Origin of the sequence: Mesorhizobium sp. C277A, from assembly GCF_040324395.1 — a bacterium.
GTDB lineage: Bacteria > Pseudomonadota > Alphaproteobacteria > Rhizobiales > Rhizobiaceae > Mesorhizobium.
In genome coordinates this window covers 171,911-195,500 of sequence record NZ_JAMYVW010000002.1, presented here as the reverse complement: position 1 = coordinate 195,500, position 23,590 = coordinate 171,911, and the positions used below count along the sequence as shown (strand labels likewise).

The following is a 23,590-nucleotide window of genomic DNA, read 5'->3' as shown; positions in this document are numbered from 1 at the left end:
TCAATCCTATATCCTATACGATTTTATTAGAGGGGTATCGCATGATCATGACCTGCAGCGCCGAGGTCGGCCTCTGGCACGAAGCCAAGCCTGTCGGCTTCCAATCCGTCTTCGCAGGATCTTGTGCATGAGCTTGTTTGCAGCGGCGCGCCTGCCGAGCGAGATTCTATTTGGCAAAGGCCAGCGCCATGTCCTGCCTGCCATTGCCGCCAAATATGGACGGCGTGCGTTCGTCTGTACCGATGAGCGCTTCGCGGCGACGTCGCAGTTCGCCGAGATTCTGGCTGGCTTGCACAACGCGGTGATCGAGGCGCTGGTCTTCGACCGAACGCTGCCGGATGTGCCGCGCGACAGCGTCGCCACCTGCATTGCGCAGGCGAAGGATTTCAAGCCGGACATGGTGATCGGCATCGGGGGCGGCAGTTGCCTCGACATGGCCAAATGCGCTGCACTTCTGCTCAGCCACGGCGGCAAGCTCGAGGACTACTATGGCGAGTTCAAGGTACCCGGCCCTACCCTTCCGGTGATCGCAGTGCCGACGACGGCTGGAACAGGCTCCGAGGTGACCCCCGTCGCCGTGATCTCCGACCCGGATCGGACGCTGAAAGTGGGTATCGCCAGTCCGCATCTCATCGCGGCAGTGGCGCTTTGCGATCCGGATCTGACGGTGACCTGTCCACCGTCCTTGACGGCGATCGCCGGCGCCGACGCGCTGACGCACGCAATCGAGGCCTTCACAGCGGCCAAACGCGGCGCCGACCCTCATTTGCCGCAACAGCACGTGTTCATCGGCAAGAGCGCTCTGACCGATCATTTCGCGCTTCTGGCCATCAGGCTGCTCGGCCGCAGTCTGGAAAAGGCATATCGCGACGGATCGGACGAGGATGCGCGCGCCGACGTCATGATGGGAGCGCTGGCCGCCGGTTGCGCCTTCGGTACGGCGGGAACGGCCGCCGCCCATGCGGTGCAGTATCCCGTTGGCGCGCTTACCCACACCCCGCATGGCCTGGGAGTGGCCACGATGCTGCCCTACGTGATGACCTACAATCTGGCCGCAGCAGCCGCGGAGATTGCGGAAGTCGGCACTGCTCTCGGCCTTTCCCATCAGGGCGGCGGCGACGCCGATGCCTTGGCGCACGCCACCATCCGTGAGGTGAGCCGGCTGTTTGGCGCCATCGGCATCACACCGACATTGGCCGAACTGGGTCTTCCCGAAGACAAGATCGACTGGACGGCTGAGCAGGCGCTGGGCATCGACCGGTTGATCAAGAACAATCCCCGCCCGTTCGACCTTACCGCGATGCGACAGCTGGTCAGGGCTGCTTATGACGGCGACATGTCCGCCACCACGATGTGATCGACCAGGAGCTCATCCAAAATGAACATCGCCGCAGGCATATCCGACGAGGATCAAGATATGTTCGACTACGCCACGGTCTCGCACGGTCTCTACATTGGCGGACGCTGGCGGCCCTCATCGGAGGGCCGCGTGATCGAAGTGGTCGATCCCTCGACTGAAGCCGTGATCGCTGCGGTTCCCGATGCAACACTCACTGATGCCGCCGCCGCCGTCGACGCTGCCGCGAAGGCGGCGGCCGGCTGGCGCGAGACCCCGCCACGCAGGCGATCGGAAATCCTGCGACGCTGCTTCGAACTGATGACGGAACGGGCGGAGACGTTGGCCGCGCTGATCTCGCTGGAGAACGGCAAGGCGCTGCGCGATGCGCGCGGCGAAGTCGCCTATGCGGCGGAGTTCTTTCGCTGGAACGCCGAGGAAGCGGTCCGCATCAACGGCGAGTTCGGCCTTGCGCCCTCGGGCGCGAACCGGATCATTGTCGACTACCAGCCCATCGGCATTTGCGTGCTCATCACGCCATGGAATTTCCCAGCCGCCATGGCGACACGTAAAATCGCTCCGGCGCTGGCGGCCGGCTGTACGGTGGTCCTGAAGCCCGCCAGCGAGACACCGCTGACGGCCTATGCGCTTGCGGCGCTCTACGAGGAAGCCGGCGTGCCGCCCGGCGTCGTCAACGTCCTGACGACCTCGACCCCCGGACCGGTGACGGCGGCCATGCTGGCCGATCCGCGCGTGCGAAAGCTGTCCTTCACCGGCTCGACCGGCGTCGGCCGCGTGCTGCTGGCCGAAGCCGCAAAGCACGTCATTTCCTGTTCCATGGAGCTTGGCGGCAACGCACCCTTCATCGTCTTCGACGACGCCGACCTGGAAGCAGCCCTCGACGGTGCGATGGTTGCCAAGATGCGCAACGCCGGCGAAGCCTGCACGGCCGCCAACCGGCTTTACGTCCAGGCCGGCATCCATGATGCTTTCGCGGAAGGCTTGACCAAACGCATGGCGGCACTCAACCTGGGCCCGGGCACAGACTCAGACACAGAATGCGGGCCGATGATCACCAGGAAGGCTGTGCACAAGATCGACCGGCTTGTGCAGGACGCCGTTGCCCGCGGCGCCAAAATCCTGTGTGGCGGCGGCGTATCTGAAGGCAGAGGCTTTTTCTATCCGCCAACGGTGCTCAAGGACGTGCCGGCCGACGCCGCCATGCTCCACGAGGAGATATTCGGTCCGGTGGCGCCGATCATGCGCTTCGACAGCGAGGCGGATGTCATCGCCAAAGCCAATGACACCGAATACGGCCTCGCGGCCTACATCTACACGCGCGACCTGGCCTGGGGGATGCGCGTGGCATCGAAGATCGAGTCCGGCATGATCGCGCTCAACCGCGGCCTGATGTCGGATCCGGCGGCGCCTTTCGGCGGTGTCAAGCAGAGCGGGCTGGGCCGCGAAGGCGGCCAGAAGCATGGCGTTGCCGAGTTCATGGAGGCGAAGTACATCGCCGTGACCCTGTGAGCGGACATCCCGCCAAAGATCCGTTTCGCATTCGCGATCATGTGGTCGAGTTCGACGACATCGTCGCCGAGATCGTTCGCAGAAGCGAGGAGACCAGGGCGAACGTTCCCATGGTCGCCGATGTCGCCTACGGGGCTGACGCCACCGAAACCATGGATCTGTTCTTTCCCGAGGGCAAACGGGACCGCCTGCCGGTGCACATGTTCATCCACGGGGGCTATTGGCGCATGTTCTCCAAGCGCGACTATTCCTACGTCGCCGAGACCGTTACGAACGCAGGTGCGATCGCGGTCATTGTCGACTACGCGCTGATGCCTACCGTCAGGATGGCCAGGATCGTCGACCAGGTGCGTCGCGCCAAGCGATGGGTATTTGACAATGTCGCACACCATGGCGGCAATCCCGGCCTGCTGACCGTTAGCGGTCATTCCGCCGGTGCGCATCTGGCAACAATGCTTTTCGACGGTGACGAGCGGCCTTCCGGCATCAAAGCTGCGCTGCTGCTTGGCGGCCTTTACGACCTGAAGCCATTGCAGATGTCGTTCCTTGCCGCGGAGATCGCGATCACCGACGAGGAGGCCCGCCGATTCTCGCCGATCGACCACAGTTTCGATCCATCCGTGGGCGTAGATATCTCGGTCGGCGCCGATGAAACGCCGCCGTTCCACAGCCAGGCCGCACTCTTCACGGACCACCTTGACACACAGGGACTGACTGTTTCGCGCACCACCCTTGGTGGGGCCAATCACATGAGCAGCGTCCGTGACCTTGGCTTGGCTGGTACCGAGGCCGCGTCACTGCTGGCCCGCGTCGTGGCCGCCTGAGACTTCCGCCAGAAGCGCTGCTGGGCGCGACCGTTCTTCAAAGTAGCGTCGCAGCATCGAGGTGCCGACAGCGGTGGCAAATCTTCCGCCACCGGTCGCCATACCGTAAGCCCGCCGGCGATGTCGACGTCGACGTGGTTCATGCTTTCCAGCGTGATTGAGCTTGATAACCGACGTCGGCGATCGCCGTCATGCAGGCAGCCCAGTTGAGTTCTCAAGGCTGGCCGGCCAAAGACGCCCTTCAGGGGAGAGCGGGCCGACGTTCCGCAACACCGGCCCGCAACCTCAGAATATGATAGCCCGCGGCACCCCGGAGAAGGGAATCTGCGCTCTCACACCAGCATCGACTGCTGGGCGAAGATGCCCGCCATCGCGCCGTGCGATATTGCCAGGGTGACCGATGGCGGCGTGAGGGGGTTGGCGAGGTCGCCCGCGGCGTAGATGCCGGGCATGCTGGTTTCGCGGCGCTCGTCGACCTTGAGGATTACGCCGAGGGGCGTATCGACCGTGGCGAGGCACAGTGATTCATGCAGGCTTGCGGACGGCTTGTTGCGCGGATGCGCGAACAGGATGTCGACCGCGACCTTGGGGCCGGTATCGAGCTTGACGGTGGCGTTATGCCCCCCATGATGGGCGATCTCGCTGATCCGGCCGTCGACGACAGGTATGTTGCGGCGCGCCAGACCGGCCCGGATATCGGGCGAAATGTCGTGACCATCAGCGAAGACCGTCAACCTGTCGGTCCAATCGTGGAACAGCCTGACCTGATTCATCGACTGTGGGCCGGACCAGACGAGGCCCCAATGCTGGCCGGCGACTTCAAAGCCGTCGCAATAGGGGCAGGGCACGATGGACGTGCCCCAACCTTCGGCAAAGCCCGGAACATCAGGCATCTGGTCGGCGACGCCATAGCTCAGGATCAGCCGGCGCGCGCCGAGGCTTCCGCCATCGCCAGTGAGGACGGAGAAATCGTCGATGGCCCCGGAGAGGCTGTCGGCCCGGGCATTGACCAGCTTGATCGTGGGATAGCGCGCCAGCTGCCGCCGCGCCTCGGCCAGGATGTCCAGCGGTGGCTTGTGATCGTGGCCGAGCAGGCCATGCGAGTGGCCGGCGAAGCGGTTGCGCGGCAGGCCGGTATCGAGAACGGTGACCTTACGGCGGGCACGGCCGAGTTGCAGGGCACCGGCGAGACCGGCAAAGCTGCCGCCGATGATGATGACGTCATCCATGATGGGCTCCGTGTTGTGGATGAGGGGCTGGTTGGACCAAACCTACCCATCGGCTTGCGCATTTCAGAAACTACATGGTATCGTAATCCAAGAATTAGGATACTGTCAAGGACTGGAATTGTCGTGACCGAAAATAGCCAGGGCCGGCGCGGCCGACCCGCCAACGAGGCGCTTGGCCAAACGATACTCGACGCTGCGTCCGAACTCTTTGTGGAATTGGGTTTTCAAGCGACCACATTGGACAAGGTCGCCCAGCGGGCGAAGATATCTAAACTCAGCATCTATCGGCACTTCGAGAACAAGGAGGCGCTGTTCAGCGCGGCCATCGCGTCCGGCTGCCATCAGTTGTTTGCACCACAGGCCCTTCTTGAAGGCGTCGGCGGTTCGGTCGAGGATCAGCTCATGGCGGTGGGATCATCCCTACTTCGCACGCTGTTGAGATCAGATGTCCGCAATGTCGAAGCCATGGTCATGGCCGACCAGACGAATCCAAAGTCCTTAAGCAAGCTCCATTACGAAGCCGGCCCCGCCAATGTCATCGCCCAAATCGAGGCCCTGTTGCGTCAGTTGCACGCGAAGGCGGTTCTGAACGTGCCCGATCCTCTCCGGTCCGCCCGCTTGTTTGCCGCGCTTTTCAAAGGATCCGATCTCCTGATTATCGCACGCTTCGATGACGCGAGAGCAGCGGACGACAACGAAATCGAATCCTATTGCCGGTCGGCCGTCGCCATGTTCATCGCTGCGCACGGCTAGCAGTCCGCCCTGCCCGCTAATCATTGTATTTCTGCGAAATACTCCGCTAGAGCCGCCGTCGCGATGGCGCCCATCCACCTCATGTCGATCGCGTCGGTCGGGCTGCGCGCCCGCCGGTGAGCGGCATCTCCTACCTGCTCCGGTCACAGCGCTGACCCTTGAGCGCCTCGGCCGACCTGTGAGGGCGAGGAAGAGAATGCCGGTTATGGCCGCGAGAATCGAGCAGATGAGGTGTCGATCGCCGCGAAGGGACACCTGCGGACGGACCTTCTTTGGTACACTTGAGTACGTCCATTCGTGGCTCGGGCTCCGGCGGTTCGTGCCCCGACGCGCCCGCGAAGGCCGCTGGTGCCCGCGACAGATCCTTCCAAGGTGCGGGTCTGGAATGGCCCAAAAATTCTCTCGAGCTCCCGGAACATCGGTCCGCCCCTGTGGTTCGACAAGCAGCGGCACAGTCGATCCAACCAGGCATCGGCCCGCTTAGGACAGGCGCGAGGTCCCTACCCACAGATCTTGCGAAAATAGGAGCAAGCTATGCGAGCGTTGGTCTGGCACGGCAAGGAAGACATACGCTGCGATCAGGTTTCGGATCCGGAAATTGAGGATGAACGTGACGCGATCATCAAGGTGACGAGTTGTGCCATATGCGGCTCCGACCTTCACCTCTACCACAACTATGTGCCAGCCATGCTGCCCGGCGACATCATGGGCCACGAGATGATGGGAGAGGTCGTCGAGGTCGGCAAGGGCGTCAACGGCGCTCTGAAGGAGGGAGACCGCATCGTCGTGCCGTTCACCATAATCTGCGGTGAGTGCGACCAGTGCAAGCGACAGAACTTTTCGGTTTGCGAACGCACAAACCGCAAGAAGAATCTCGGTGACAAGGTGTTCGGGCACACCACCGCGGGTCTGTTCGGCTACACTCATTTGACCGGCGGCTATCCCGGGGGACAGGCGGAATACATGCGTGTGCCGTTCGCCGATGCCACGCACGTAAAGGTGCCTGACAGCCTTACCGACGAGCAGGTTCTCTTCCTCGGCGATATTTTTCCTACCGGATGGCAGGCGGCGGCACAGTGCGACATTGAGCCCACCGATACGGTTGCGGTGTGGGGCTGCGGCCCAGTCGGGCAGATGGCCATACGCAGCGCCCTGCTGCTCGGCGCGAAACAGGTGGTGGCGATCGATTGCCTGCCGGAGCGGCTTTCCATGGCCGCGGCCGGCGGCGCCATCGCCATCAATTTCGCCGAGGAAAGTGTCGTCGAACGACTGCGGGAACTCACCGGCGGAAAGGGCCCGGAGAAGTGCATCGATTGCGTCGGCATGGAAAGCCACGTCTCGCTGGCCCAGCCCGATACCGTCTACGATCGCGCAAAGCAGTTGATGCTGATGGAAAATGATCGACCGCACGTTTTGCGTGAGATGATCTATGTCTGCCGGCCGGCCGGCGTGATCTCGATCCCCGGCGTCTACAGCGGGCTGGTCGACAAGATTCCGATGGGACAGGCAATGAACAAGGGGCTCACCTTCCGAATGGGGCAGACCCATGTCAACCGTTGGACCGAGGATCTGTTGCGCCGCATCGAAGATGGCCAGATCGACCCATCCTTCGTCATCACCCATACCGTGGGGCTCGAGCAGGGACCCGAGATGTACAAGGTGTTTCGCGACAAGCAGGACAGCTGCATCAAGGTTGTACTGAAACCGTAGGGAAATCGTCATGAACGTGATTGCCAAACTTACCAACATCACCCGATCGCCTGGCGATCCCAAAGTGCTGAAGACTGGGCAGAGTGCGGTCGCGGCCTCCGATGGCCTTGCCCGCAAGCTCGGCTGGTTCAGCATCGCGCTTGGCGTCGCCGAGCTGGTTAGCGCCGAGCGGATTGCCGGCGCGCTCGGCATGCGCGGCAAGGAAGACCTGATCCGCGCTTATGGGGCGCGGGAAATCAGCAGCGGCATACTCTCGCTTTCAGTGGACAAGCAGGCCGGGCTTTGGAGCCGGGTGGCCGGCGACGGCCTGGATATCGCGACATTGCTGACAGCGTATCGGCATGGCAACCCAAAGCGCGATAATGTGGGCCTTGCGCTTGCGATGGTCGCCGGCATCACATTGCTCGACATCATCGGTGCGAAAAGCGTGACCGCGCGCCACTCTCGGAGCGGGACCAAGCCACGCGATTACAGCGATCGAAGCGGCTTTCCCGGAGGCACTGCCGCAGCCCGCGACCGTGCCCGCTCGCAGCGCAGCCAGGAGGCCGGCACAGCCTGATAGAGATTTCCGAACCCTGGCGCCATGCGACCTGGACAGGTGGCATCTCGTCAGGCCCTAACGCCAGAGGTGGTAGCTCTCGGCGAGCCGAGTTTGCTGGAACAGAGTGGACCGTCGCGCGGCCGTTCTCGCCGTCTCCTGGGTCACCGCCGCGCATGGGTTGTGTGGCCGGTGCGTTAAAGGCACGAAGCAAGCAGCGATCCGACCGGCGTCGAGCCTTCCATGTCTCTTGCCTTGGCAAGGTTCCGGCGATCCTCAGGCCGAGCCGCGTTCGGGAAGCTCGGTCTCTTCCGCCACCCCTTTCCGCAGGTCTCGGCGCAAGCGTTCCGCTTCGTCGGAATTATTATCGTCGTCTGTCCGCTCGAGTTCGCGATCGATTGTCTCGCGCGACCCCTCTGCCGGATCCTGTTGCGGAGATGTGTTCGGGCCGGTTTCGATCTTGCCGTCGCCGGGAACGGTGCGGTCGCGAGACTTCGTCATCTTCAGCTTCCCTTTCATCTGTCATCTGCCTCGGCATGTCCGATGGCATGAATTTTGGCCGCTTCCCTGCCGAACCGGATCGTCGACGCTTTGTTCCGGGAAAGCCCCCGCAGGTTCGTGCTGGTCGGCCCCGGGGCATTGGTCGATGCCCTTGCCGGGAAGCATCCTATGCCAACGAGGTCGGCGGCAGCCTCATCGATGTCGTTATCAACATGTGGGCTGTGAAGGCGTTTTCGGCCCGGACACGCGAGCACGCCAGGCTCGCGGCGAGTTTTCGAACCGAAGCAGATGCGCAGCGTAACAACTGGATGTATACGGAAAAGGCTGCCTCATCCACGACATCGCGCTTTCGGTAATGGCCGGCGGCATGCTCGCCTGGGCGGTCCGGCAGCTGGTAGCGAACTGGTCGTAGGCCTTTGCAAAGCCGCGTCGATGAAGCGGGTGCGGTAGCGCTGGTCGGTGTAGCGTCGAGGCATCTGTCAATCGGAGACAAGCGCGACCGCTTTTGGGACCTCACTGTTTTTTCCACCGGGACTCGACATCTCACTATCATAGTTGATTGTGGCTGCCGGTGACCCTGCGTAATGGATAGCCATTCCAACTCTCCAACAGGAAAACGGTATGTTGTATCCGGGTCGGTTTTTGGGGCCAAGCGACATTGAGATGCTCGCCCAGGTTTGTCACACGGTCTGCAAAGAGCGCGCCCTACCTCTTGCTTCGCAGAACGGAGAGCGCATAGCTGCGCACATACTCAGGCTGTTTATGAACGGCTTGATTGGGCAGAATGAACTGCTTGATGCTGAGAGGAACTGGGCTCGTCGGCCTGACCGTTCGGTCCAGCAGACGATGTCAACTACGCGCACATAAGAGGCCGCGTGACCCAGTCTTGGTAGTCGGAAAGCCGCCAAGGCCAGTTGGGAACAAACCTGACATTTAAGCGTTTGTAGAGCCCTTCCACCGGGCAACTCACCGAAATGCTTCTTGCCGTGCATGATGGAATATCGACGGCCGTTTTGGCGGGCAGGAGCGCCAATGCGGAGATAGTAGGCGTGGTCGACCTCACCAACAAAGCTGAGGTCGACATCGGCATCACCAGCTTGGGAAGAGCCATCCAGTTCGTGGCCAACGCCTCGGTGCTTGGATACGACATTCGCGGCGCCATGGTCTTCTATGGCGCGCCCGGTACCCCGAGCCTAAGGGCGAGAGAGTGCGAGCGCTTGTGGGCGCAGTTTGGCGGCGCGCTTCTACAGCCGTAGCTCTATCAGGACGTTCGCCCCGCCCGTTCTTGGTATGAACGCGTACGGAACTGAGGCGCTACCCAGCCGCAGCGGGAATGGCTCAGTGGTAGCTCTAGCTGGCGACCGCACTAAGCAGCTTTTCGGTGATGGGCTTTGAGCGGCTGAGCCAGCGTGAGAACGTTCGGCCGCATATCTGCCGGTGCCTGCTTTCATGTGACTGGGCGGGGCTATTGGGGAGCCGTGTTGACCACTGGGCCCTTAGCCGAGGGAAGCACTACGGCAACCTCGCCTTTTGCTGGCTAACATCCTTCCGCTCTCAGGGACCGGACCATGCGCACAACAACAGGGTCATACGGTTTCTTTTCGGATTTCCGATAATTCATTGTGAAAAGCGCGGCACGCTGGTTGCAGACCATAATTGCACGGACGTAGCGAATCTCGCCATTCTTGACCCCGGAGTAGCTGGCCCATTTCGGGGCTAGGCGCCGATAGGTCAGTCGCCAACCGGCCTTTTCGTCCTCGATCATGCGATGTTCAATCTCGGCGCGAAAACTTGCTTTGCCCAGTCGCGCGCCCCAAACGACCAGAAACGCGTCTCTTGGGCCCTGAAAAGCCGCGCCCTGCTCCGAATTCTGGGTCAGGACGAAATTCGGAGGAATATCGAAACTAAAGCCAAGCTGTCGGACGCCGAAGGGCTGCCACGCCTCGGCCTGAAGCAACGTGGTCCAAAAGAGAAAAACTGTAAGTCCCAGCAGGAGGCGTCGCATTGCTCTGATTTAGCGCTGGCTAACATGGTGTCCAGACGGACAGAGGTCCGTGACATAAAAAATATGCATCATGGCCGCGCAGCATATGGACGCGGGATTCGCGATTGACGGCGTGCGGTCGAAACGGCTTCCGTCCCACGAAAGGAGAGGACGCAGAGGGAATTGGTGCGTCGGTATGATCGACTGGCAGAAAATTGGCGAGGCCGAATGTCCAACGTTCATTGCCCGCCAAAATGGGCGCCGGCTTCCTCTTGTGCCTAGGGAAGAAGAGCCGAAATTATTCCCTGACGAAGACCCTGATCTACCTCAGACGGGGGGCATGCCCTGTAACTTCGCCGTGACCTGATCCCCTTCGGGGAACAATCAGATCGAGCTCCAGTTTGGCCTTCCAAGCGAAGGCACTGATGGAGCATGCCATGAGATTTCCACACAGCACGACGGCCGCGGCCGCCGTTTTCATTGCCCTGACCTCCCCCGCGCTGGCCCAGTCAAGCGGAACACCATCACCCTCGACACCTGCACCCGCTCCGGCAACCGAACCGCCGGCCGCCGGACAGTTGCCGGATGCGACCGGACAAGCGGATGGACCAACACGCGAAATGATCCGCCAGATGGTTGAGCAAGCTGTCCGTGAGCGACTGCAGCAGGATCGCGGTTCCGAAGAGGGTTTCCGCGAGGAAGATAGTCGCAGCTATCAAGGCGATCGCAACGAGGATGCTGACCGCCACGATGAAGATGGCGACCGTTGGCAGAACCACGGTGACCGCGATCGTGGACACAGAATGGCTGGACGCTGGCATCATCAGATGATGCGCGGTGCCGGCATGCGACTGATGTTCGGGCTGTTGGACACCGATGGCGACGGATCGGTGTCCGAGGACGAGGTTCAACGCGCGGTGGGCAGGATGTTCAGTAGCATTGACGAGAATGGTGATGGCAAGATCGATGTGAACGAGATCCAGTCCTTCATGCATGGCTCCAGCATGCATGGCACTGATAGCGAGGACACGCCGTAGCTGTCTTCAAAGGGAATGCCCTCCCTCGGACAAAGCGGGCGCGTGGCGGCCGATCCCGAAGCGGTGTCTCTTGGCTGTTAGCCGCCCGGCCAGCACCCTTTAGGCTTGAGCTATTCCCGCAGTCCCGCGAGACGCCAGCCGTGACAAAAAAGGCTTCGCATTGCTGATCGAGGAACGATCGAAGCCGACCAACGCAAGGTCACTCGGGCGCCCGGTCTTCCAGCAGAACGAAGGATGCGGCGATCAAGTCGTCGCCATTGATACGTCCTTGGCTGTCCTCCAACATAGTTGCAACCTTGTGGAAGGCCATCATTTCACCCGCGTCAATCTGCGCTTCACGCATCTTGGCTGTGAGATCAGCCACGCGATTTCCTAACGAATGTGATTTTGCAGTCTCGCAATTCGACATGATTAGTCATCCTTTGCCTTGGGGTTTCACGCTGCCGAACGCAATGCTTCAGCGGATGTTCCGAATTTGGCCATCAGTCTTATGGGATAGGACTTGCGTCTGATTGCGGTTGGAAGAAGCCCGAACGGCGGAACACGCAGCCGGACGCCGAATTGGAAACCGACCGTCGATCGAAGTCCCTTGTCGCCGGTTGAGGTCCCGCCATCTTCACTGTCGAGAGGGTGGCGGGATCGCCTTCCGAGGAGCGAGCACATATGAGGTAATAGATATTTCGCAGATGTACTCACGGCCATCCTGCTCGCTTCTTTTGTCTGCGCATGTTCATTCTTCGGGAAACGCCATCTCTCAACGACACGCAAACATCGCGTTGCTACCCACGATTGATGCGATGACAACTGCATCAACAAGCAAAGCCTCTTCGCCTAAGGTGCGGTTGCCGCGGACTTTTCGACTTGAAGGTCGTCCAACGGGTCCCGGTGGTCAGGCGGTGGCGTTCAGCGGGAGCCAGGTAGACTCATCGCGAAAATCCCGCAGCGAGGCTGTCGCAAGTCCTCCTCACCGCGTGCGGATACTGGAATCCGCCTGGCTCGTTGTAACAGGCATGCGAAGATGAGTGTCGGCGCATGGACGCGGAAAAACCCTCCATCGTGAGCCAGCGGGCCTTGTGATGGGATGGCCGGCGCGTGCGGTCAAGGCTGCGCGGGCCGACCATGATGAATGAGGGGACATCTTGGTCACTGGCACGACCGATGAAGAACGAGCTGGGTGTGACAAAACACCCTTGGAGCGAGGATGTTCCCGTCCGCACAAAAAAGCCCGCCGGCGTGAGCCGGCGGGGAATCGCTATTTTGCCGTCAAGCGGACAGACCGCTTGCAGCCCACCCACTGCAGCATTTTTCCACTTTGAGCCGAAATCATTCTCAACTATGGTTCGCCAGGCTTAAGGCATGGGGGATTGCCGATGGTTTTATCACGCAGGGGTGTCGTGCTCGGCGGTCTGGCGCTGGTCGCGGTCGGTGGAACCAGCAATATTGTTCAAGCCGCGGGGGCAAAATCCTTTTTCGCCGGTACCGCCAGCGATAACGATTTCGTCTATCGCAAGACCAACTTCGCCAAGATCGACAAGAGATGGCATCGCCAGATCGTCAAGTATTTCAGCAGCGAGCCGGTCGGCACCGTCGTGGTCGATACCCGCCACCACTTCCTCTACCTCATCATGGAAAACAAGACTGCCATCCGCTACGGCGTCGGCGTCGGCAAGGAAGGCTTCAAATGGTACGGCCGCGCGACGATCGATCGCCGCGCGCTGTGGCCGCAATGGGTCCCGCCCCCCGAAATGCGTGAGCGCAAACCGGACTTACCGCCCATGATCGCAGGCGGCGCGTCCAACAATCCGCTCGGGCCGCGCGCGCTCTATCTGTACCGCGACGGCGCCGACATCGGCTACCGCTTGCATGGCACGCTGGAGCCATGGAGCATCGGCACCGACGCGTCCAGCGGCTGCATCCGCATGTTTCCGGAAGACATCATCGACCTCTACCAGCGGTGCCCGATCGGCACCGCGGTGGAGGTCCTGCCGCACATCGCCGACCAGGCGCCCGCTTCCACCACTGTCGAATGATTGGCGCATCATGAACCGCATGATTGAAAACACGCGCCGGCTGCTCGCAGCCGGCCTGCTGGTTGTGGCCGCATCCTGCTCGACCAGCAACACGCTGGCCCCTTCCACGCCTGACGTCACCAACGCCGAGATTGCCGGCTTCCAGAACGTGCAGCCGGGAAGCGAGGAGGATTTTATCCTCAATGTCGGCCGCCGCACCTATTTCACGAAAGGTTCGGCCGCGCTCGATTCTGTCGCCAAGGCCACCCTCGACACCCAGATCGCCTGGTTGACAAAGCATCCGCACTGGCTGCTCAAGCTGCAGGGTTTCGCCGACGATCCCGGCGCAAGTGAAACGGCGCTGTCACAGCAGCGCGCCGATGCGGTGATGGACTACCTCGCCGCCGGCGGCATAGACCGGAACCGCATGTGGGCCAAGGGCTACGGCAAGGACAGGCTCGTCCGCGACTGCCCCGACTCCGCCTGCAGGTCGCAGAACCGCCGCGTTGTGTCTAATTTGCGCGATGAGAGGGACGAGTCGTAGAGGCTGCTGTTTTGCTGGTCGCCAAATCAGTCTCACAACGCGACGGCGGCATGGCTGCAATGCGCCTATCGGGGACATTCACCCAGCGTTTGCCCCTCCCCGAAAGCTGACGCTCCGGTGAACCCGGAATGAAGTCAGCCTCGCGTCTACCAACCTCCGGTTCAGGGTCTGGTGGGTGGCTTCGGCATGCGCCTCGACCAGTTTGCGGACGTGGCGGTTGTCCGCGATCCTGATCGCGCATGAGCCTCGCCAGATGTCAGTGTGCTACCGAGAGTGGGCGCCGTGGAGCTGGCAGGTACGCTCGCTCAAAGCATCGGCCGTCCACCGGTGACCTCGTAGAGTGCGCCGGTGGTGTAGCTCGATCCTTCCGAGGCAAGCAGCACATAGGTCGCTGCAAGCTCTGCCGGTTGCCCGGGACGCTTGAGCGGTGTGTTCTTCCCGAACTCCTTGACCTTCTCAGAGGGCATTGTCGACGGGATCAGCGGCGTCCAAATCGGCCCGGGAGCGACCGCGTTTACCCGAATGCCGCGTTCAGCTACCAGTCCTGCAAGTCCGGCGGTGAAGTTGGCGATCGCTCCTTTGGTAGTGGCGTAGGCAAGCAGTGCCGGCGAGGGACTGGTCGCGTTGATTGAGGATGTGTTGATGATGGTCGAGCCGGGTTCCATGTGCTTCACTGCTTCCTGGGACAGATAGAACATCGCATAGACATTGGTGCGAAAGGTGAGATCCCATTCCTCCGCGCTGATGTCCTCCAGCTTCTCGAACGACGCCTGGTGGGCTGCATTGTTGACGAGGATGTCCAGGCGCCCGCATTCATCGATAGCTCGCTGCACAAGCGACCGCGCGAAGATTTCGTCCGAGATGTCGCCGGGTGCGAGCACCGCCTTGCGCCCCGCTTCATCGACCAAGCGCGCCGTCTCCTGCGCATCTTCGTCCTCTTCAAGGTACGAGATGATGACGTCGGCGCCTTCGCGTGCAAACGCGATAGCGACCGCCCGGCCGATGCCCGAGTCCGCGCCGGTGATCAGCGCGACGCGGTCCGTCAGCTTACCGCTGCCGCGATAGCTCTCCTCTCCGTGGTCGGGCCGTGGATCCATCTCGTCGGTATAGCCGGGCATGTCCTGCTGCTGTTCGGGAAGCGGCGGCTGAGGATATTTCTGCTGGGCATCCTGCATGTCAGCTCCTTTTTTGGCTGGAGTTGCGGTTGTGTCGATCCGGTTCCGTGATCGGTCCCTTGGCGGCTTTCGAGCCACCTCCCCATTCCTCGGCCTTGCACGCTTGGCCGGCGCCCATGAGGTCCGGCGAACTGCGATTTGCGGTGCCGCTGTCGGTCTTGTTCAACTCGTGCTCCTTCTTCGTCGTCATGGATGCTGGTCCGCTGCTTCTTGTGTGGCTGGTCAGTCTTTCTCGCCGGCGGTAATCATCGACCTCAGCGGCTCTTGCGCCATATTCGCCTCGATTTCCGCGCGTCCGGGGGTATCCGGTAGCGCCTTGCGGAAATTTTTCGCATAATCCGGCGGCATCTTCGGTGGCATCATCGGTTCGTACGGGTCGACCACGGCCTCGATGACCACCGGACCCTCAGCAGCCAGGGCAGAGTCGAGAACGCCTTCCACCTCCTCGGCGCGAGAGACGCTGTAGCCAATGCCGCCCATGGCTTCGGCGGCCATGGCGAAGTCGATGGGCTGGAGTTCGCAGGCGAATTGCGGGTTACCGAGGAACATCATCTGCTCCCAGGCGATCTGATTGAGCATGCCGTTCTTGAGCACGAGCACCTTGAGTGGGACCCGGTACCGAACTGCCGTCGAGAACTCTCCGAGCTGCATCGCGAGACCGCCGTCGCCGACGACCGCGAAGACCGGCCGGCCGGGAAAGGCCAGGCCCGCGGCGATCGCGTAGGGCAGTCCGCATGCCATCGAGGCCAGCGCGCCCGAGACGCCGAAAGCCTGCCCGTCACGCAGTTCGATATGGCGGGCCGCCATCTCGGTGTTCTGGCCGGAATCGGCAACCAGGATCGCCTCATCGGGCAATCGTTTCCCAAATGCGCGTGTGACCACCTGGGGCTTGAGCGAAGTGGCGGCCTTTCGCTCCGACTGCGCCATCATCTCGCGCCAGCGTCGCATGCCCGCCTGCGCATTCTCGAGGAAGCTGCGATCATCCTTGCGCTTCAGGCGCTTGTTCAGCAATCGCAGCGTCACGGCGGCATCGCCGGCAAGGCCGGCCTCAACGGGATAGCGCAGGCCGATGCGCTGCGGGTCGCGCTCGATCTGAACCCCGCGCGCCTGTCCCGGCTTCGGGTAGTATTCGATGTAGGGAAAGGTCGAGCCGACGACGAGCAGCGCGTCACATTCCTCCATGATTTCCTGCGACGGCAGCGTGCCGAGAATTCCGATGCCGCCAGTCGTCAGCGGGTGATCGTCGGGCAAGGCAGCCTTACCGAGCAAGGCCTTTGCGACGGGGGCACCAAGCAGCTCCGCCGTCTCTTCCAACTCGTGCCTGGCACCAAGCGCGCCCCGACCGGCGAGGATCGCGACCTTCGTCGCCCCGTTCAGGATCTCGGCGGCTTTCGCAAGTTGTTCTTCGTCGGGAAGCCTGCTTCCTTCGAACCAACGATCCGGCGTATGCGACGGTTTGTTGCGCTTCGAGCGCTTGGCCTGGTCGAGCGTGTGCTCCTGCACATCGCTGGCGATCGACAGATGCGCAACGCCGCGACGTGCCAGCGCCGACCTGCAGGCGAGACCGGCCAGGCTTTCCATATGCGCCGCGTCGGAGACCTGCGCGTTGAAGACGGCGACATCGCTGAAGACGCGCGTCAAGTCGACATCCTGCTGGGTGAAGGTCTCGATAAGGTCGTGGAACTGCATGCCGGTAATGGCGAGCACCGGCGCTTGGTCGAGCTTGGCATCGTAGAGTCCAGTCAGGAGGTGTGTGCCGCCAGGGCCGGAAGTTGCGAGGCAGACACCGAGCTTGCCTGTCCATTTTGAGTAGGCGCACGCCATGAAGGCCGCGGATTCCTCGTGCCGCACCTGAATGAAGCGGATGCGGTCCTGCCGCTTGCGCAGCGCCTCCATGATGCCATTGATGCCGTCGCCCGGCAGGCCAAAGATGATATCGACGTTCCAGTCGATCAGCGTCTCGATGAGGATGTCCGCGGCGGTCGGCATGTCTCAGTCCTTACCGCGATGCGGATCCCGCCGCCTGGCTGCTCTTGTTCGCGGTCTTGTCAGTCTTACGCTGGTCTTTGTTGCCGCCGCGATTGCTGCCATGCAACTCGTCGGAAGATTGAGCGGTCTTGCCGTCTTCCAAATTAGTGGCCATGCGCAAAGCTCCCTTCATCCGGCCTGCCTAACCAGAAAGTCGGTGAGATGTTCCGTGCCCGAAGGCAAGGCCGCCTACTCAGGTGCCCAAGGGAAACGTGTCAGGTATTACCACTCGATGAGGCGTGTTCGGCAGTCAGCGGCTGAACAGGCGAGGTGCGATCGAACCAGACGAAGGCATCGAACTGTTGCGAGGCCGAGGATTGCACGTAGTGGCCGAGGCTGCCTGATCGCCAAAAGCGCTCGCGGCAGAGCTGGCCGATGTTCAGGTCGCGTCTTCGCAGGTCCCTATAGCCAGAGCGCAACGCCGCCCGGACCGTCCCCATAGGCGAACTCCTCGCACCCCTCGTCGACGAATTTCCCGCGCGGGATTCCGCCTCAGTGACGAAAGGACTCGTTCGTCGCGCACACCGCGGCGGGCGATGTGCGCCTCGACCATGCGGTGCCTGGCGTGCCGGTAGTCTGGCATGGCTCCTCGATAGCTTTAAAAAGACGGCAGGCTTAGTCGTCCTGCCTGCGCTTGTGGTGCTCGCTCTCCTGGTTTTCGCCGCGGATCATCTGGCGATCGTCCTTGTCGGTCAATTCCACGCCCTCGTCGCGTAGATTGGCGCCGTCTTGCCGCGCCTCACGCTCCTGCTTGGATCTCTTCAGCTCATCCTCGGCATTGAAATCGTCGCCGGCATTGCTGGTGTTCTCGCGCTTTTCGATGATGCGCAGCTGCTGCTCGTGGGTCTTCCGGCCGGCCATGGCAAGGTGCCTCCTACTTGTTCGTGCGTCCGGTCTGGTCAGGGTTGATGCCGCCCTGAGGCGTGACGTCGTTCTCGACATCGCCTTCGAACGTATTGTCCCCATCGAGAGCATCGTTCTCGTCGAGCATATCGCCGCCCTTGACCGCGCCCTTCGAGGTGCCGATTCCCGGGTTGTCTCGCAGATCCTTGTCCGTGGGCTGTTTAGTCTTGGGGTGTTGGTTGGTCATGGAATTTCTCAGCGCTGGTTGAGCTTGGACGAAAGACGGTCCTGGCGCTGTCCAACTTCAACGTGGAGAAAATGTTCCGGAACATATTCGCTGTGTCAGGTTCGGTGCGCGTAAGCGGCCAGGCGGCCGCCGTCTCGGCTAGCGAAACTCCAAGCATGCCACATTACATCCCATTCCGAGGCGAATTGGCGGGCTAAAGTGAAAATCGAGACGGTCGAAAGCTTGCAAGGAGTGGGTGCTCTGTTCCGGTGGCGATCTCGGTTGCAAGCAGTTCGCCGGCAATCAAGCCAAGTGTTGCGCCGCTGTGGCTGAAGGCGACGTAATACCCCTCGATCTCCCGCAACTGGCCGAAGACCGGCTCGCCGTCTCCGGGGATTGGCTTGGGCCCGACACCGTAGCTCTCCAATTCCAATTTCGGATGACCGTCGAGAACATTCGACGCTTCGTCGAGAAGCCCCTGGATGGTCGATGCTTTTACGCGATAAGTCCCGTCCGGATTGACTACCACCTGTTCTTCCGACCAGGCAGAATCGAGCGCGAGGGCGCCATCAGGCGTCGGCCGGATGGCGACACGCGGCGTGTTGAGCACGGCGCGTAGCGGCAAGTCGACTGGCTTGGTCCTGACCAGCAGCGCGATTGGTGTCCCATCGGCAATACGCTGACCGGCCACGGCAACCATTCGCGGCACATCCGCACCGGTCGCCAGAAGCACCGCGTTGGCGGCGAAGCTGACCCCGCTGGTGGTGGTGACGCCGGTGGCGCGGCCGTTGGCGACGGTGACGGTAGCGCTTCCGGCCTCGGTGACCACCTGGCCGCCCCGCTCCACGAATTCCGCGATCAATATTTCGATCAGCGACGGCAGGTCGACCCAGCCCTCACCCGCGTTGAAGATCGCGCCTTGAGGCGTGACAGCGCTTGCGCAGACACCCGGCGTGACCAACCTTATGGCGTCCGCGGACAGATGCTGCGCATCATAGCCGAGACGTTTTTCGTGAGCGAAGACATCGGCGATCTCGTTTGAGGCATCGTCCGCATCCCACGTCAGGCCACCGTCGAAACGCAGCCAGGCGGCATCCGGGCATCGCGCCGACAAACTGCGGTAGCGGTCGATACCGATCATGCGCAGGCGATGATATTCAGCCGAGCGCCTGCGCGCCGAATTGATCCAGGCGAGCGAGCGGCCGGAAGCTCCCTTGGCGAGCGGTCCATCATTGACCAGCACGGTCTCGATGCCGAGCCTTGCAAGATGAACGGCCGAGGAGACGCCAAAAATGCCGCCGCCGACGACAACGACCTTGGAAACCTGATGTGATGCAGCCATGAGATATCTTTCACTGGTGGAGGTTGGTTTGGGCGGCCGTCTTGAAGGGCTCATGCGTGATCAAAGCACTTCGGCAAGGAAGTGCTTCAGACGTGGGCTTTTCGGCGTGTCGAAAATCGCTGCAGGCGTGCCGGCCTCGATGATGCGGCCTTCATCCATGAAGACGACCTGATCGGCGACCTTGCGGGCGAAGCCCATTTCATGTGTCACCACGACCATTGTCATGCCGCGCCGGCCGAGATCCGCCATGAGGTTGAGCACGCCCTTCACCAGTTCGGGATCGAGTGCGCTTGTTACCTCATCGAACAAGATGACCTCCGGGTCCATCGCCAATGCACGAGCGATTGCCACACGCTGCTGCTGGCCACCGGAAAGGCTCCCTGGACGATGGTGTTTGCGGGTCGCAAGCCCGACGTCGGCAAGGCGCGCCTCGGCGATGCGCTCAGCTTCCTGTACAGGGAGCCCCTTTACCTTGGTCAGCGACAGCATGACGTTTTCGAGCGCGGTGTGGTCGGGAAACAGATTGAACTGCTGGAAAACCATCCCGACACGCCGGCGCAGTTTTTCAGGCTTCATCGCCAGGATGCTCGCACCATCGAGCAACACCTCACCGCCCTTGGGCTCGACCAGGCGGTTGAGGCAGCGCAGCAGGGTCGACTTGCCCGAACCTGATGGGCCGATCACGCATGTGACCGTGCCAGGCTTGACTGCCAGGCTGACGCCTTTGAGAACATCGAGGTCGCCATAGGCCATGTCGAGATCGGTGATGGCGAGACTGCCGCCCTTGAAGCGGGGCAGCGCTGAGCGGGCATCAGAGCCGGCCTCCGAAGGTGCACTGCCGGTGGCGCCCTCCAGTTCGCTCACTTCGGCCAGGCCGCTGATGACGAGGCCGGCCTTTTGCTTTCCGACCCGCAGCGAGTTGTCGATGTAGTTGACCACATGGGTCAACGGCACGGTGATGACGAGATAGAACACGCCGGCCAGAAGCAATGGCGAGAGGTTTCCGGTGACCACTGCCTGGTCCTGACCGACACGGAAGATCTCGCGCTCCGAGGCGAGCAGACCGAGGAAGTAGACAAGGCTTGAATCCTTGACGTTGCCGATGAACTGGTTGACGAGGGCCGGCAAGACGCGGCGGATGCCTTGCGGGATCACGATCAGGCGCATGCCTTGGCCGTAGCTCATGCTGAGCGCCCTGCAGGCCTCCATCTGCCCGCGCTCGACGCTCTGGATGCCCGAGCGGAATATTTCGCCGATATAGGCGCCGGCGATCAGGCTCAGCGCAAGAATGCCGAGCGGAAAGGGCGAAGGGCCGAAGATTTCACGGCCGATGCGGGCAAAGCCCTGGCCTATCAGCAGGATGGTGACGATCGCCGGCAGCCCACGGAATATATCCGTGTAGACCCGCGCCGGAATGCGCAGCCAGCGCGATTGCGAGATGCCCATGACCGCCAGGATCATGCCGAGAATGACACCCAGCACCGTCGACGCGGCGGCGAGGATCAAGGTGTTCTTCAATCCGATGGTGATCATGCTGGGCAGCACGTCCGCCATGGCCTGCCAGTCGAGGAAACTGCGCCGCAGGTTTTCGAGCCAGTTCATTCGCCCCCCTTTCGGTTGCGCTATTCACATCGTCCGCATCAAGGACGGCGGCGTAATCCGGCCGCCGGCATGAGAGCCAGCGGCCGGGTACGGTCTACTTCTTGGGAAGATACTGGTCGGGCATCGGCGAGCCGGGGAACCACTTTTCATAAAGCGTTTTCCAGGTGCCGTCCTGCATGGCCGCGTGAAGGGCGGTGTTCAGCGCATTGCGGAGCTTGTCGTTGCCCTTGCGCAGGACGAAGCCGGCCGGCGCGTCAAAGGAAGGAATATTGACCGCGATCTTCAGGTTCGGATAGCGAACGCCATAGTCCTTGGCAGCCTCGTAATCGAGGAAGTGGGCATCCACGGTTCCGTTGTTAAGCGCCGAAACGGCGGAGTTGTTGTCGGGGAATTTGACGAGATCGGTTCCGACAAAATTCTTCGCCGCGTAGATTTCCTGGAGCGTGCCTTGCACGACGCCGAGACGTTTGCCCTTGAGCCCGTCCGCCGACGTGATCGACTTGTCTGCGGTAAGCACGGAGAGATAGCCTGCGATATACCCGTCGGAAAAGTCGACGGTCTTTTTGCGTGCTTCCGTCGTGCCGATTGCCGCGACCGCGACATCGAAGCGCTCGTTTGCAACCGAAGGCATAAGCGCCGAGAATTCCTGGCCGGTGAAGATCACCTGGTCGGGCTTGAAGCCAAGGCGGCTCGCGACGTTGCGGAACAATTCGATGTCGAAGCCGGTGAACGACCCATCGGCCTGGGTGAAAGCGTAGGGTTTGGCATCGCCCATGGTTCCGACGCTGATGACCTTCGCATCAATGAGGCCATAGGGATTGTCATCCGCGGCGGCCGCTCCTGAAACGAGCCCGGCGCCGACGCACATCGCCATAAGAGCCATTGCGCCGGTTCTGACCGGGCACATCAACGACTTGAGAATTTCTTTCCTGCTCATGTCTTTCTCCACTCTGAAGGTCTGTTCTTGTTGGTATTTCCGTCGAGCCGCCATCTGGCGCGCCGACATGCCTTGCCGAAGTCACGGTCCGTCACGCCTCTCGGCTCCACTCCTTTTAAAGAGACCGGTCTCATATTGCGTGAGACCGGTCTCTTTGTTAATCGTTATCGCCACGTTGACCTCCCGTCAACAACTCTTGTAGTCGTCATCCGATGAAAAGAACCGCCCCCAAGACCCCGTCGATAACGGTCAGCGACGTCGCCCGCGCGGCCAATGTTTCGAAAGCGACAGCCGCGCGCGTGCTCGGCGGATACGGCGTCGTCAGCGAAATGATCCGCGCGGAAGTCATGGCCGCGGCCAAGGCCTTGGACTATCGTGCGAACGAGCTCGCCCGCAGCATGACGACCGGCCGCTCCGGCATCATCGGCGTGGTTGTCGGCGACATCGAGAACCCGTTCTTCAGCCTCGCGGTACGCGGCATCAGCGACGCGGCAAAGGCAGCCGGGTTCAACGTCATCCTGGCCAATTCCGGCGAGAAGATCGAGGCGGAAAAGGCGGCCGTGAAACTGCTCATCGGCAAGCGCGTCGACGGGCTGATCGTCACGCCGTCGGAATCGCGCGACATCGCGCACCTGCGCGATATCCACCGCTCGGGCCGACCGCTTGCCCTGCTGGATAGGGCGCTGGCAGATCTGGATGTCGATACGGTCACGACCGACGATCGCGGCATCGCCATGCTGGCGACCCGCTTTCTAGCGGATGCCGGCCACCGCAACATCGCCTATGTAACCGCGGTCGACGCCGAAGGGCACGAGTACCGGGATCTCGGGCAGATCTACACCTCGTCGGTCCGTGAGCGCATCGACGGTTTCCTCACCGTGTGCCGAGAGGCCGGACTTGATCGGCCAGAACGCTATGTTCGCCTTGGCGCGACAAGCCCCACCGAAACGCGCAGGGTTGCCGGCGAGATGCTGTCGGCGCCGGATCGGCCGACGGCGATCCTCGCCTCCGACAGCGTCATTGCGCTGGAGATCTTCAAGGTGACCCGCGAGCGCGGCCTGCGGGTTCCCGACGACATTTCGCTCATCACTTTCCATGATGCGGACTGGACGAGCGTCACCACGCCGCCCATCACCGTTATCGACCAGCCCGTCTACGCGCTTGGCAAGAGCGTCGCGGAATTGCTCATCCGACGATTGAAGGGAGATTCCCGCCCGGCGGAAAGGCTCGTTTTGCCGACCGCCATCATTGCACGCGGATCCGTTGGCCCGCCCTCAAATGGAAAGCCGCAAGTGCGCCAAGCATAGGCGTGACGGCGGTACGGCCCACATGAATACGTTAGAACAAGGTCGACGCACTCCGCTTTAAGAATGTACGTCAATGAAGCCCAGCAAACACCCTGATCGCAATGCCGCGTCCACCGTCATCGGGACGGCACGTGC

Annotated in this window: 25 protein-coding genes; 11 read left to right on the top strand and 14 right to left on the bottom strand. The window is 61.8% G+C overall.

Translation table 11 applies throughout. The annotated features are described in order from the left end of the window. Nucleotides 1-127 precede the first annotated feature (127 nt). Genes NKK52_RS01000 through NKK52_RS00990 form a run of 3 tightly spaced genes read left to right on the top strand, consistent with a single transcriptional unit; the run spans nucleotide 128 to nucleotide 3,690 of the window. Nucleotides 128-1,357, top strand: a complete 1,230-nt coding sequence (locus tag NKK52_RS01000) for an iron-containing alcohol dehydrogenase (protein ID WP_023682753.1) — start codon at nucleotides 128-130, stop codon at nucleotides 1,355-1,357. 60 nt (nucleotides 1,358-1,417) lie between these two features. Continuing rightward, nucleotides 1,418-2,866: an NAD-dependent succinate-semialdehyde dehydrogenase gene (locus NKK52_RS00995; protein ID WP_245261818.1), complete on the top strand. Its 1,449-nt coding sequence runs from the start codon at nucleotides 1,418-1,420 to the stop codon at nucleotides 2,864-2,866. Beyond that, nucleotides 2,863-3,690 carry an alpha/beta hydrolase gene (locus tag NKK52_RS00990; protein ID WP_023682755.1) on the top strand — a complete coding sequence of 276 codons (828 nt, stop codon included), beginning with the start codon at nucleotides 2,863-2,865 and terminating at the stop codon, nucleotides 3,688-3,690. Before NKK52_RS00995 ends, NKK52_RS00990 begins: the two co-directional genes overlap by 4 nt. A 332-nt stretch (nucleotides 3,691-4,022) precedes the next feature. Here the strand turns inward: NKK52_RS00990 and NKK52_RS00985 are convergent, their stop codons facing one another. Next, on the bottom strand, nucleotides 4,023-4,919 hold the full coding sequence (locus tag NKK52_RS00985; RefSeq protein ID WP_023682756.1) for an NAD(P)/FAD-dependent oxidoreductase: 897 nt from the start codon (nucleotides 4,917-4,919) through the stop codon (nucleotides 4,023-4,025). A gap of 123 nt (nucleotides 4,920-5,042) precedes the next feature. On the opposite strand from NKK52_RS00985, the gene NKK52_RS00980 reads away from it, so the two are divergent. The 3 genes from NKK52_RS00980 (at nucleotide 5,043) to NKK52_RS00970 (ending at nucleotide 7,941) form a co-directional block, all read left to right on the top strand. After that, the gene (locus tag NKK52_RS00980) at nucleotides 5,043-5,672 is read left to right on the top strand and encodes a TetR/AcrR family transcriptional regulator (protein ID WP_023682757.1); all 630 of its coding nucleotides are present in this window, start codon (nucleotides 5,043-5,045) and stop codon (nucleotides 5,670-5,672) included. A 534-nt stretch (nucleotides 5,673-6,206) separates the two neighbouring features. Beyond that, entirely contained in the window at nucleotides 6,207-7,382 is a 1,176-nt protein-coding gene (locus NKK52_RS00975; protein WP_023682758.1) for a zinc-dependent alcohol dehydrogenase, read from the top strand. A 10-nt stretch (nucleotides 7,383-7,392) separates the two neighbouring features. After that, on the top strand, nucleotides 7,393-7,941 hold the full coding sequence (locus NKK52_RS00970; protein ID WP_023740532.1) for a hypothetical protein: 549 nt from the start codon (nucleotides 7,393-7,395) through the stop codon (nucleotides 7,939-7,941). A gap of 255 nt (nucleotides 7,942-8,196) precedes the next feature. Here the strand turns inward: NKK52_RS00970 and NKK52_RS00965 are convergent, their stop codons facing one another. After that, entirely contained in the window at nucleotides 8,197-8,421 is a 225-nt protein-coding gene (locus tag NKK52_RS00965) for a hypothetical protein (RefSeq protein ID WP_155922421.1), read from the bottom strand. A 1,049-nt stretch (nucleotides 8,422-9,470) separates the two neighbouring features. Between NKK52_RS00965 and NKK52_RS00960 the strand changes: the two genes are divergently transcribed. After that, nucleotides 9,471-9,677, top strand: coding sequence for a hypothetical protein (locus NKK52_RS00960; protein ID WP_023825912.1), 207 nt, complete (start codon nucleotides 9,471-9,473; stop codon nucleotides 9,675-9,677). Nucleotides 9,678-9,958: 281 nt separating this feature from the next. Here NKK52_RS00960 and NKK52_RS00955 read toward each other — a convergent pair whose 3' ends face one another. Further along, the gene (locus tag NKK52_RS00955) at nucleotides 9,959-10,426 is read right to left on the bottom strand and encodes a hypothetical protein (RefSeq protein ID WP_023667769.1); all 468 of its coding nucleotides are present in this window, start codon (nucleotides 10,424-10,426) and stop codon (nucleotides 9,959-9,961) included. A gap of 416 nt (nucleotides 10,427-10,842) precedes the next feature. Between NKK52_RS00955 and NKK52_RS00950 the strand changes: the two genes are divergently transcribed. After that, the gene (locus tag NKK52_RS00950; RefSeq protein ID WP_031203868.1) at nucleotides 10,843-11,442 is read left to right on the top strand and encodes an EF-hand domain-containing protein; all 600 of its coding nucleotides are present in this window, start codon (nucleotides 10,843-10,845) and stop codon (nucleotides 11,440-11,442) included. A 199-nt stretch (nucleotides 11,443-11,641) separates the two neighbouring features. Here NKK52_RS00950 and NKK52_RS00945 read toward each other — a convergent pair whose 3' ends face one another. Next, nucleotides 11,642-11,806 carry a hypothetical protein gene (locus NKK52_RS00945; RefSeq protein ID WP_023667766.1) on the bottom strand — a complete coding sequence of 55 codons (165 nt, stop codon included), beginning with the start codon at nucleotides 11,804-11,806 and terminating at the stop codon, nucleotides 11,642-11,644. A gap of 1,006 nt (nucleotides 11,807-12,812) precedes the next feature. On the opposite strand from NKK52_RS00945, the gene NKK52_RS00940 reads away from it, so the two are divergent. After that, nucleotides 12,813-13,472 carry a L,D-transpeptidase gene (locus tag NKK52_RS00940; protein WP_023682764.1) on the top strand — a complete coding sequence of 220 codons (660 nt, stop codon included), beginning with the start codon at nucleotides 12,813-12,815 and terminating at the stop codon, nucleotides 13,470-13,472. Between the two features lie 10 nt (nucleotides 13,473-13,482). Continuing rightward, nucleotides 13,483-13,995, top strand: coding sequence for an OmpA family protein (locus NKK52_RS00935; RefSeq protein ID WP_023682765.1), 513 nt, complete (start codon nucleotides 13,483-13,485; stop codon nucleotides 13,993-13,995). A 305-nt stretch (nucleotides 13,996-14,300) separates the two neighbouring features. On the opposite strand, the gene NKK52_RS00930 is transcribed toward NKK52_RS00935, so the two are convergent. The 10 genes from NKK52_RS00930 to NKK52_RS00885 form a co-directional block, all read right to left on the bottom strand. Beyond that, on the bottom strand, nucleotides 14,301-15,170 hold the full coding sequence (locus tag NKK52_RS00930) for an SDR family oxidoreductase (RefSeq protein WP_023682766.1): 870 nt from the start codon (nucleotides 15,168-15,170) through the stop codon (nucleotides 14,301-14,303). Between the two features lies 1 nt (nucleotide 15,171). Then, nucleotides 15,172-15,336, bottom strand: coding sequence for a hypothetical protein (locus tag NKK52_RS00925; RefSeq protein WP_245263072.1), 165 nt, complete (start codon nucleotides 15,334-15,336; stop codon nucleotides 15,172-15,174). A 56-nt stretch (nucleotides 15,337-15,392) separates the two neighbouring features. Further along, a complete protein-coding gene (locus tag NKK52_RS00920; protein WP_023682768.1) occupies nucleotides 15,393-17,159 on the bottom strand; it encodes a thiamine pyrophosphate-dependent enzyme in 1,767 nt (588 codons plus the stop codon). A gap of 10 nt (nucleotides 17,160-17,169) precedes the next feature. Next, nucleotides 17,170-17,313 carry a hypothetical protein gene (locus NKK52_RS00915; RefSeq protein WP_023682769.1) on the bottom strand — a complete coding sequence of 48 codons (144 nt, stop codon included), beginning with the start codon at nucleotides 17,311-17,313 and terminating at the stop codon, nucleotides 17,170-17,172. 100 nt (nucleotides 17,314-17,413) lie between these two features. Next, a complete protein-coding gene (locus tag NKK52_RS00910) occupies nucleotides 17,414-17,638 on the bottom strand; it encodes a hypothetical protein (RefSeq protein ID WP_023667759.1) in 225 nt (74 codons plus the stop codon). Between the two features lie 175 nt (nucleotides 17,639-17,813). Next, complete coding sequence (locus NKK52_RS00905) at nucleotides 17,814-18,059, bottom strand: hypothetical protein (protein ID WP_023682770.1); 246 nt, start codon at nucleotides 18,057-18,059, stop codon at nucleotides 17,814-17,816. Between the two features lie 13 nt (nucleotides 18,060-18,072). After that, complete coding sequence (locus tag NKK52_RS00900; protein ID WP_023667757.1) at nucleotides 18,073-18,288, bottom strand: hypothetical protein; 216 nt, start codon at nucleotides 18,286-18,288, stop codon at nucleotides 18,073-18,075. A gap of 193 nt (nucleotides 18,289-18,481) precedes the next feature. Next, complete coding sequence (locus NKK52_RS00895) at nucleotides 18,482-19,609, bottom strand: NAD(P)/FAD-dependent oxidoreductase (RefSeq protein ID WP_023682771.1); 1,128 nt, start codon at nucleotides 19,607-19,609, stop codon at nucleotides 18,482-18,484. Nucleotides 19,610-19,669: 60 nt separating this feature from the next. Next, nucleotides 19,670-21,211, bottom strand: a complete 1,542-nt coding sequence (locus tag NKK52_RS00890) for an amino acid ABC transporter permease/ATP-binding protein (RefSeq protein WP_023667755.1) — start codon at nucleotides 21,209-21,211, stop codon at nucleotides 19,670-19,672. A 94-nt stretch (nucleotides 21,212-21,305) separates the two neighbouring features. Next, complete coding sequence (locus NKK52_RS00885; protein ID WP_023682772.1) at nucleotides 21,306-22,148, bottom strand: ABC transporter substrate-binding protein; 843 nt, start codon at nucleotides 22,146-22,148, stop codon at nucleotides 21,306-21,308. A 212-nt stretch (nucleotides 22,149-22,360) separates the two neighbouring features. On the opposite strand from NKK52_RS00885, the gene NKK52_RS00880 reads away from it, so the two are divergent. Beyond that, the gene (locus NKK52_RS00880; protein WP_023682773.1) at nucleotides 22,361-23,455 is read left to right on the top strand and encodes a LacI family DNA-binding transcriptional regulator; all 1,095 of its coding nucleotides are present in this window, start codon (nucleotides 22,361-22,363) and stop codon (nucleotides 23,453-23,455) included. Nucleotides 23,456-23,590 lie beyond the last annotated feature (135 nt).

Excerpts from the sequence above, each read along its gene's own strand:
- NKK52_RS00935 (WP_023682765.1), top strand. The coding sequence starts at position 13,483 with ATGAACCGCATGATTGAAAACACGCGCCGGCTGCTCGCAGCCGGCCTG.
- NKK52_RS00950 (WP_031203868.1), top strand. The coding sequence starts at position 10,843 with ATGAGATTTCCACACAGCACGACGGCCGCGGCCGCCGTTTTCATTGCC.
- NKK52_RS00915 (WP_023682769.1), bottom strand. The coding sequence starts at position 17,313 with ATGGCCACTAATTTGGAAGACGGCAAGACCGCTCAATCTTCCGACGAG.
- NKK52_RS00940 (WP_023682764.1), top strand. The coding sequence starts at position 12,813 with ATGGTTTTATCACGCAGGGGTGTCGTGCTCGGCGGTCTGGCGCTGGTC.
- NKK52_RS00995 (WP_245261818.1), top strand. The coding sequence starts at position 1,418 with ATGTTCGACTACGCCACGGTCTCGCACGGTCTCTACATTGGCGGACGC.
- NKK52_RS00905 (WP_023682770.1), bottom strand. The coding sequence starts at position 18,059 with ATGGCCGGCCGGAAGACCCACGAGCAGCAGCTGCGCATCATCGAAAAG.
- NKK52_RS01000 (WP_023682753.1), top strand. The coding sequence starts at position 128 with ATGAGCTTGTTTGCAGCGGCGCGCCTGCCGAGCGAGATTCTATTTGGC.
- NKK52_RS00975 (WP_023682758.1), top strand. The coding sequence starts at position 6,207 with ATGCGAGCGTTGGTCTGGCACGGCAAGGAAGACATACGCTGCGATCAG.
- NKK52_RS00900 (WP_023667757.1), bottom strand. The coding sequence starts at position 18,288 with ATGACCAACCAACACCCCAAGACTAAACAGCCCACGGACAAGGATCTG.
- NKK52_RS00910 (WP_023667759.1), bottom strand. The coding sequence starts at position 17,638 with ATGGGGACGGTCCGGGCGGCGTTGCGCTCTGGCTATAGGGACCTGCGA.
- NKK52_RS00970 (WP_023740532.1), top strand. The coding sequence starts at position 7,393 with ATGAACGTGATTGCCAAACTTACCAACATCACCCGATCGCCTGGCGAT.
- NKK52_RS00955 (WP_023667769.1), bottom strand. The coding sequence starts at position 10,426 with ATGCGACGCCTCCTGCTGGGACTTACAGTTTTTCTCTTTTGGACCACG.
- NKK52_RS00985 (WP_023682756.1), bottom strand. The coding sequence starts at position 4,919 with ATGGATGACGTCATCATCATCGGCGGCAGCTTTGCCGGTCTCGCCGGT.
- NKK52_RS00880 (WP_023682773.1), top strand. The coding sequence starts at position 22,361 with ATGAAAAGAACCGCCCCCAAGACCCCGTCGATAACGGTCAGCGACGTC.
- NKK52_RS00885 (WP_023682772.1), bottom strand. The coding sequence starts at position 22,148 with ATGAGCAGGAAAGAAATTCTCAAGTCGTTGATGTGCCCGGTCAGAACC.
- NKK52_RS00895 (WP_023682771.1), bottom strand. The coding sequence starts at position 19,609 with ATGGCTGCATCACATCAGGTTTCCAAGGTCGTTGTCGTCGGCGGCGGC.
- NKK52_RS00930 (WP_023682766.1), bottom strand. The coding sequence starts at position 15,170 with ATGCAGGATGCCCAGCAGAAATATCCTCAGCCGCCGCTTCCCGAACAG.
- NKK52_RS00920 (WP_023682768.1), bottom strand. The coding sequence starts at position 17,159 with ATGCCGACCGCCGCGGACATCCTCATCGAGACGCTGATCGACTGGAAC.
- NKK52_RS00965 (WP_155922421.1), bottom strand. The coding sequence starts at position 8,421 with ATGACGAAGTCTCGCGACCGCACCGTTCCCGGCGACGGCAAGATCGAA.
- NKK52_RS00890 (WP_023667755.1), bottom strand. The coding sequence starts at position 21,211 with ATGAACTGGCTCGAAAACCTGCGGCGCAGTTTCCTCGACTGGCAGGCC.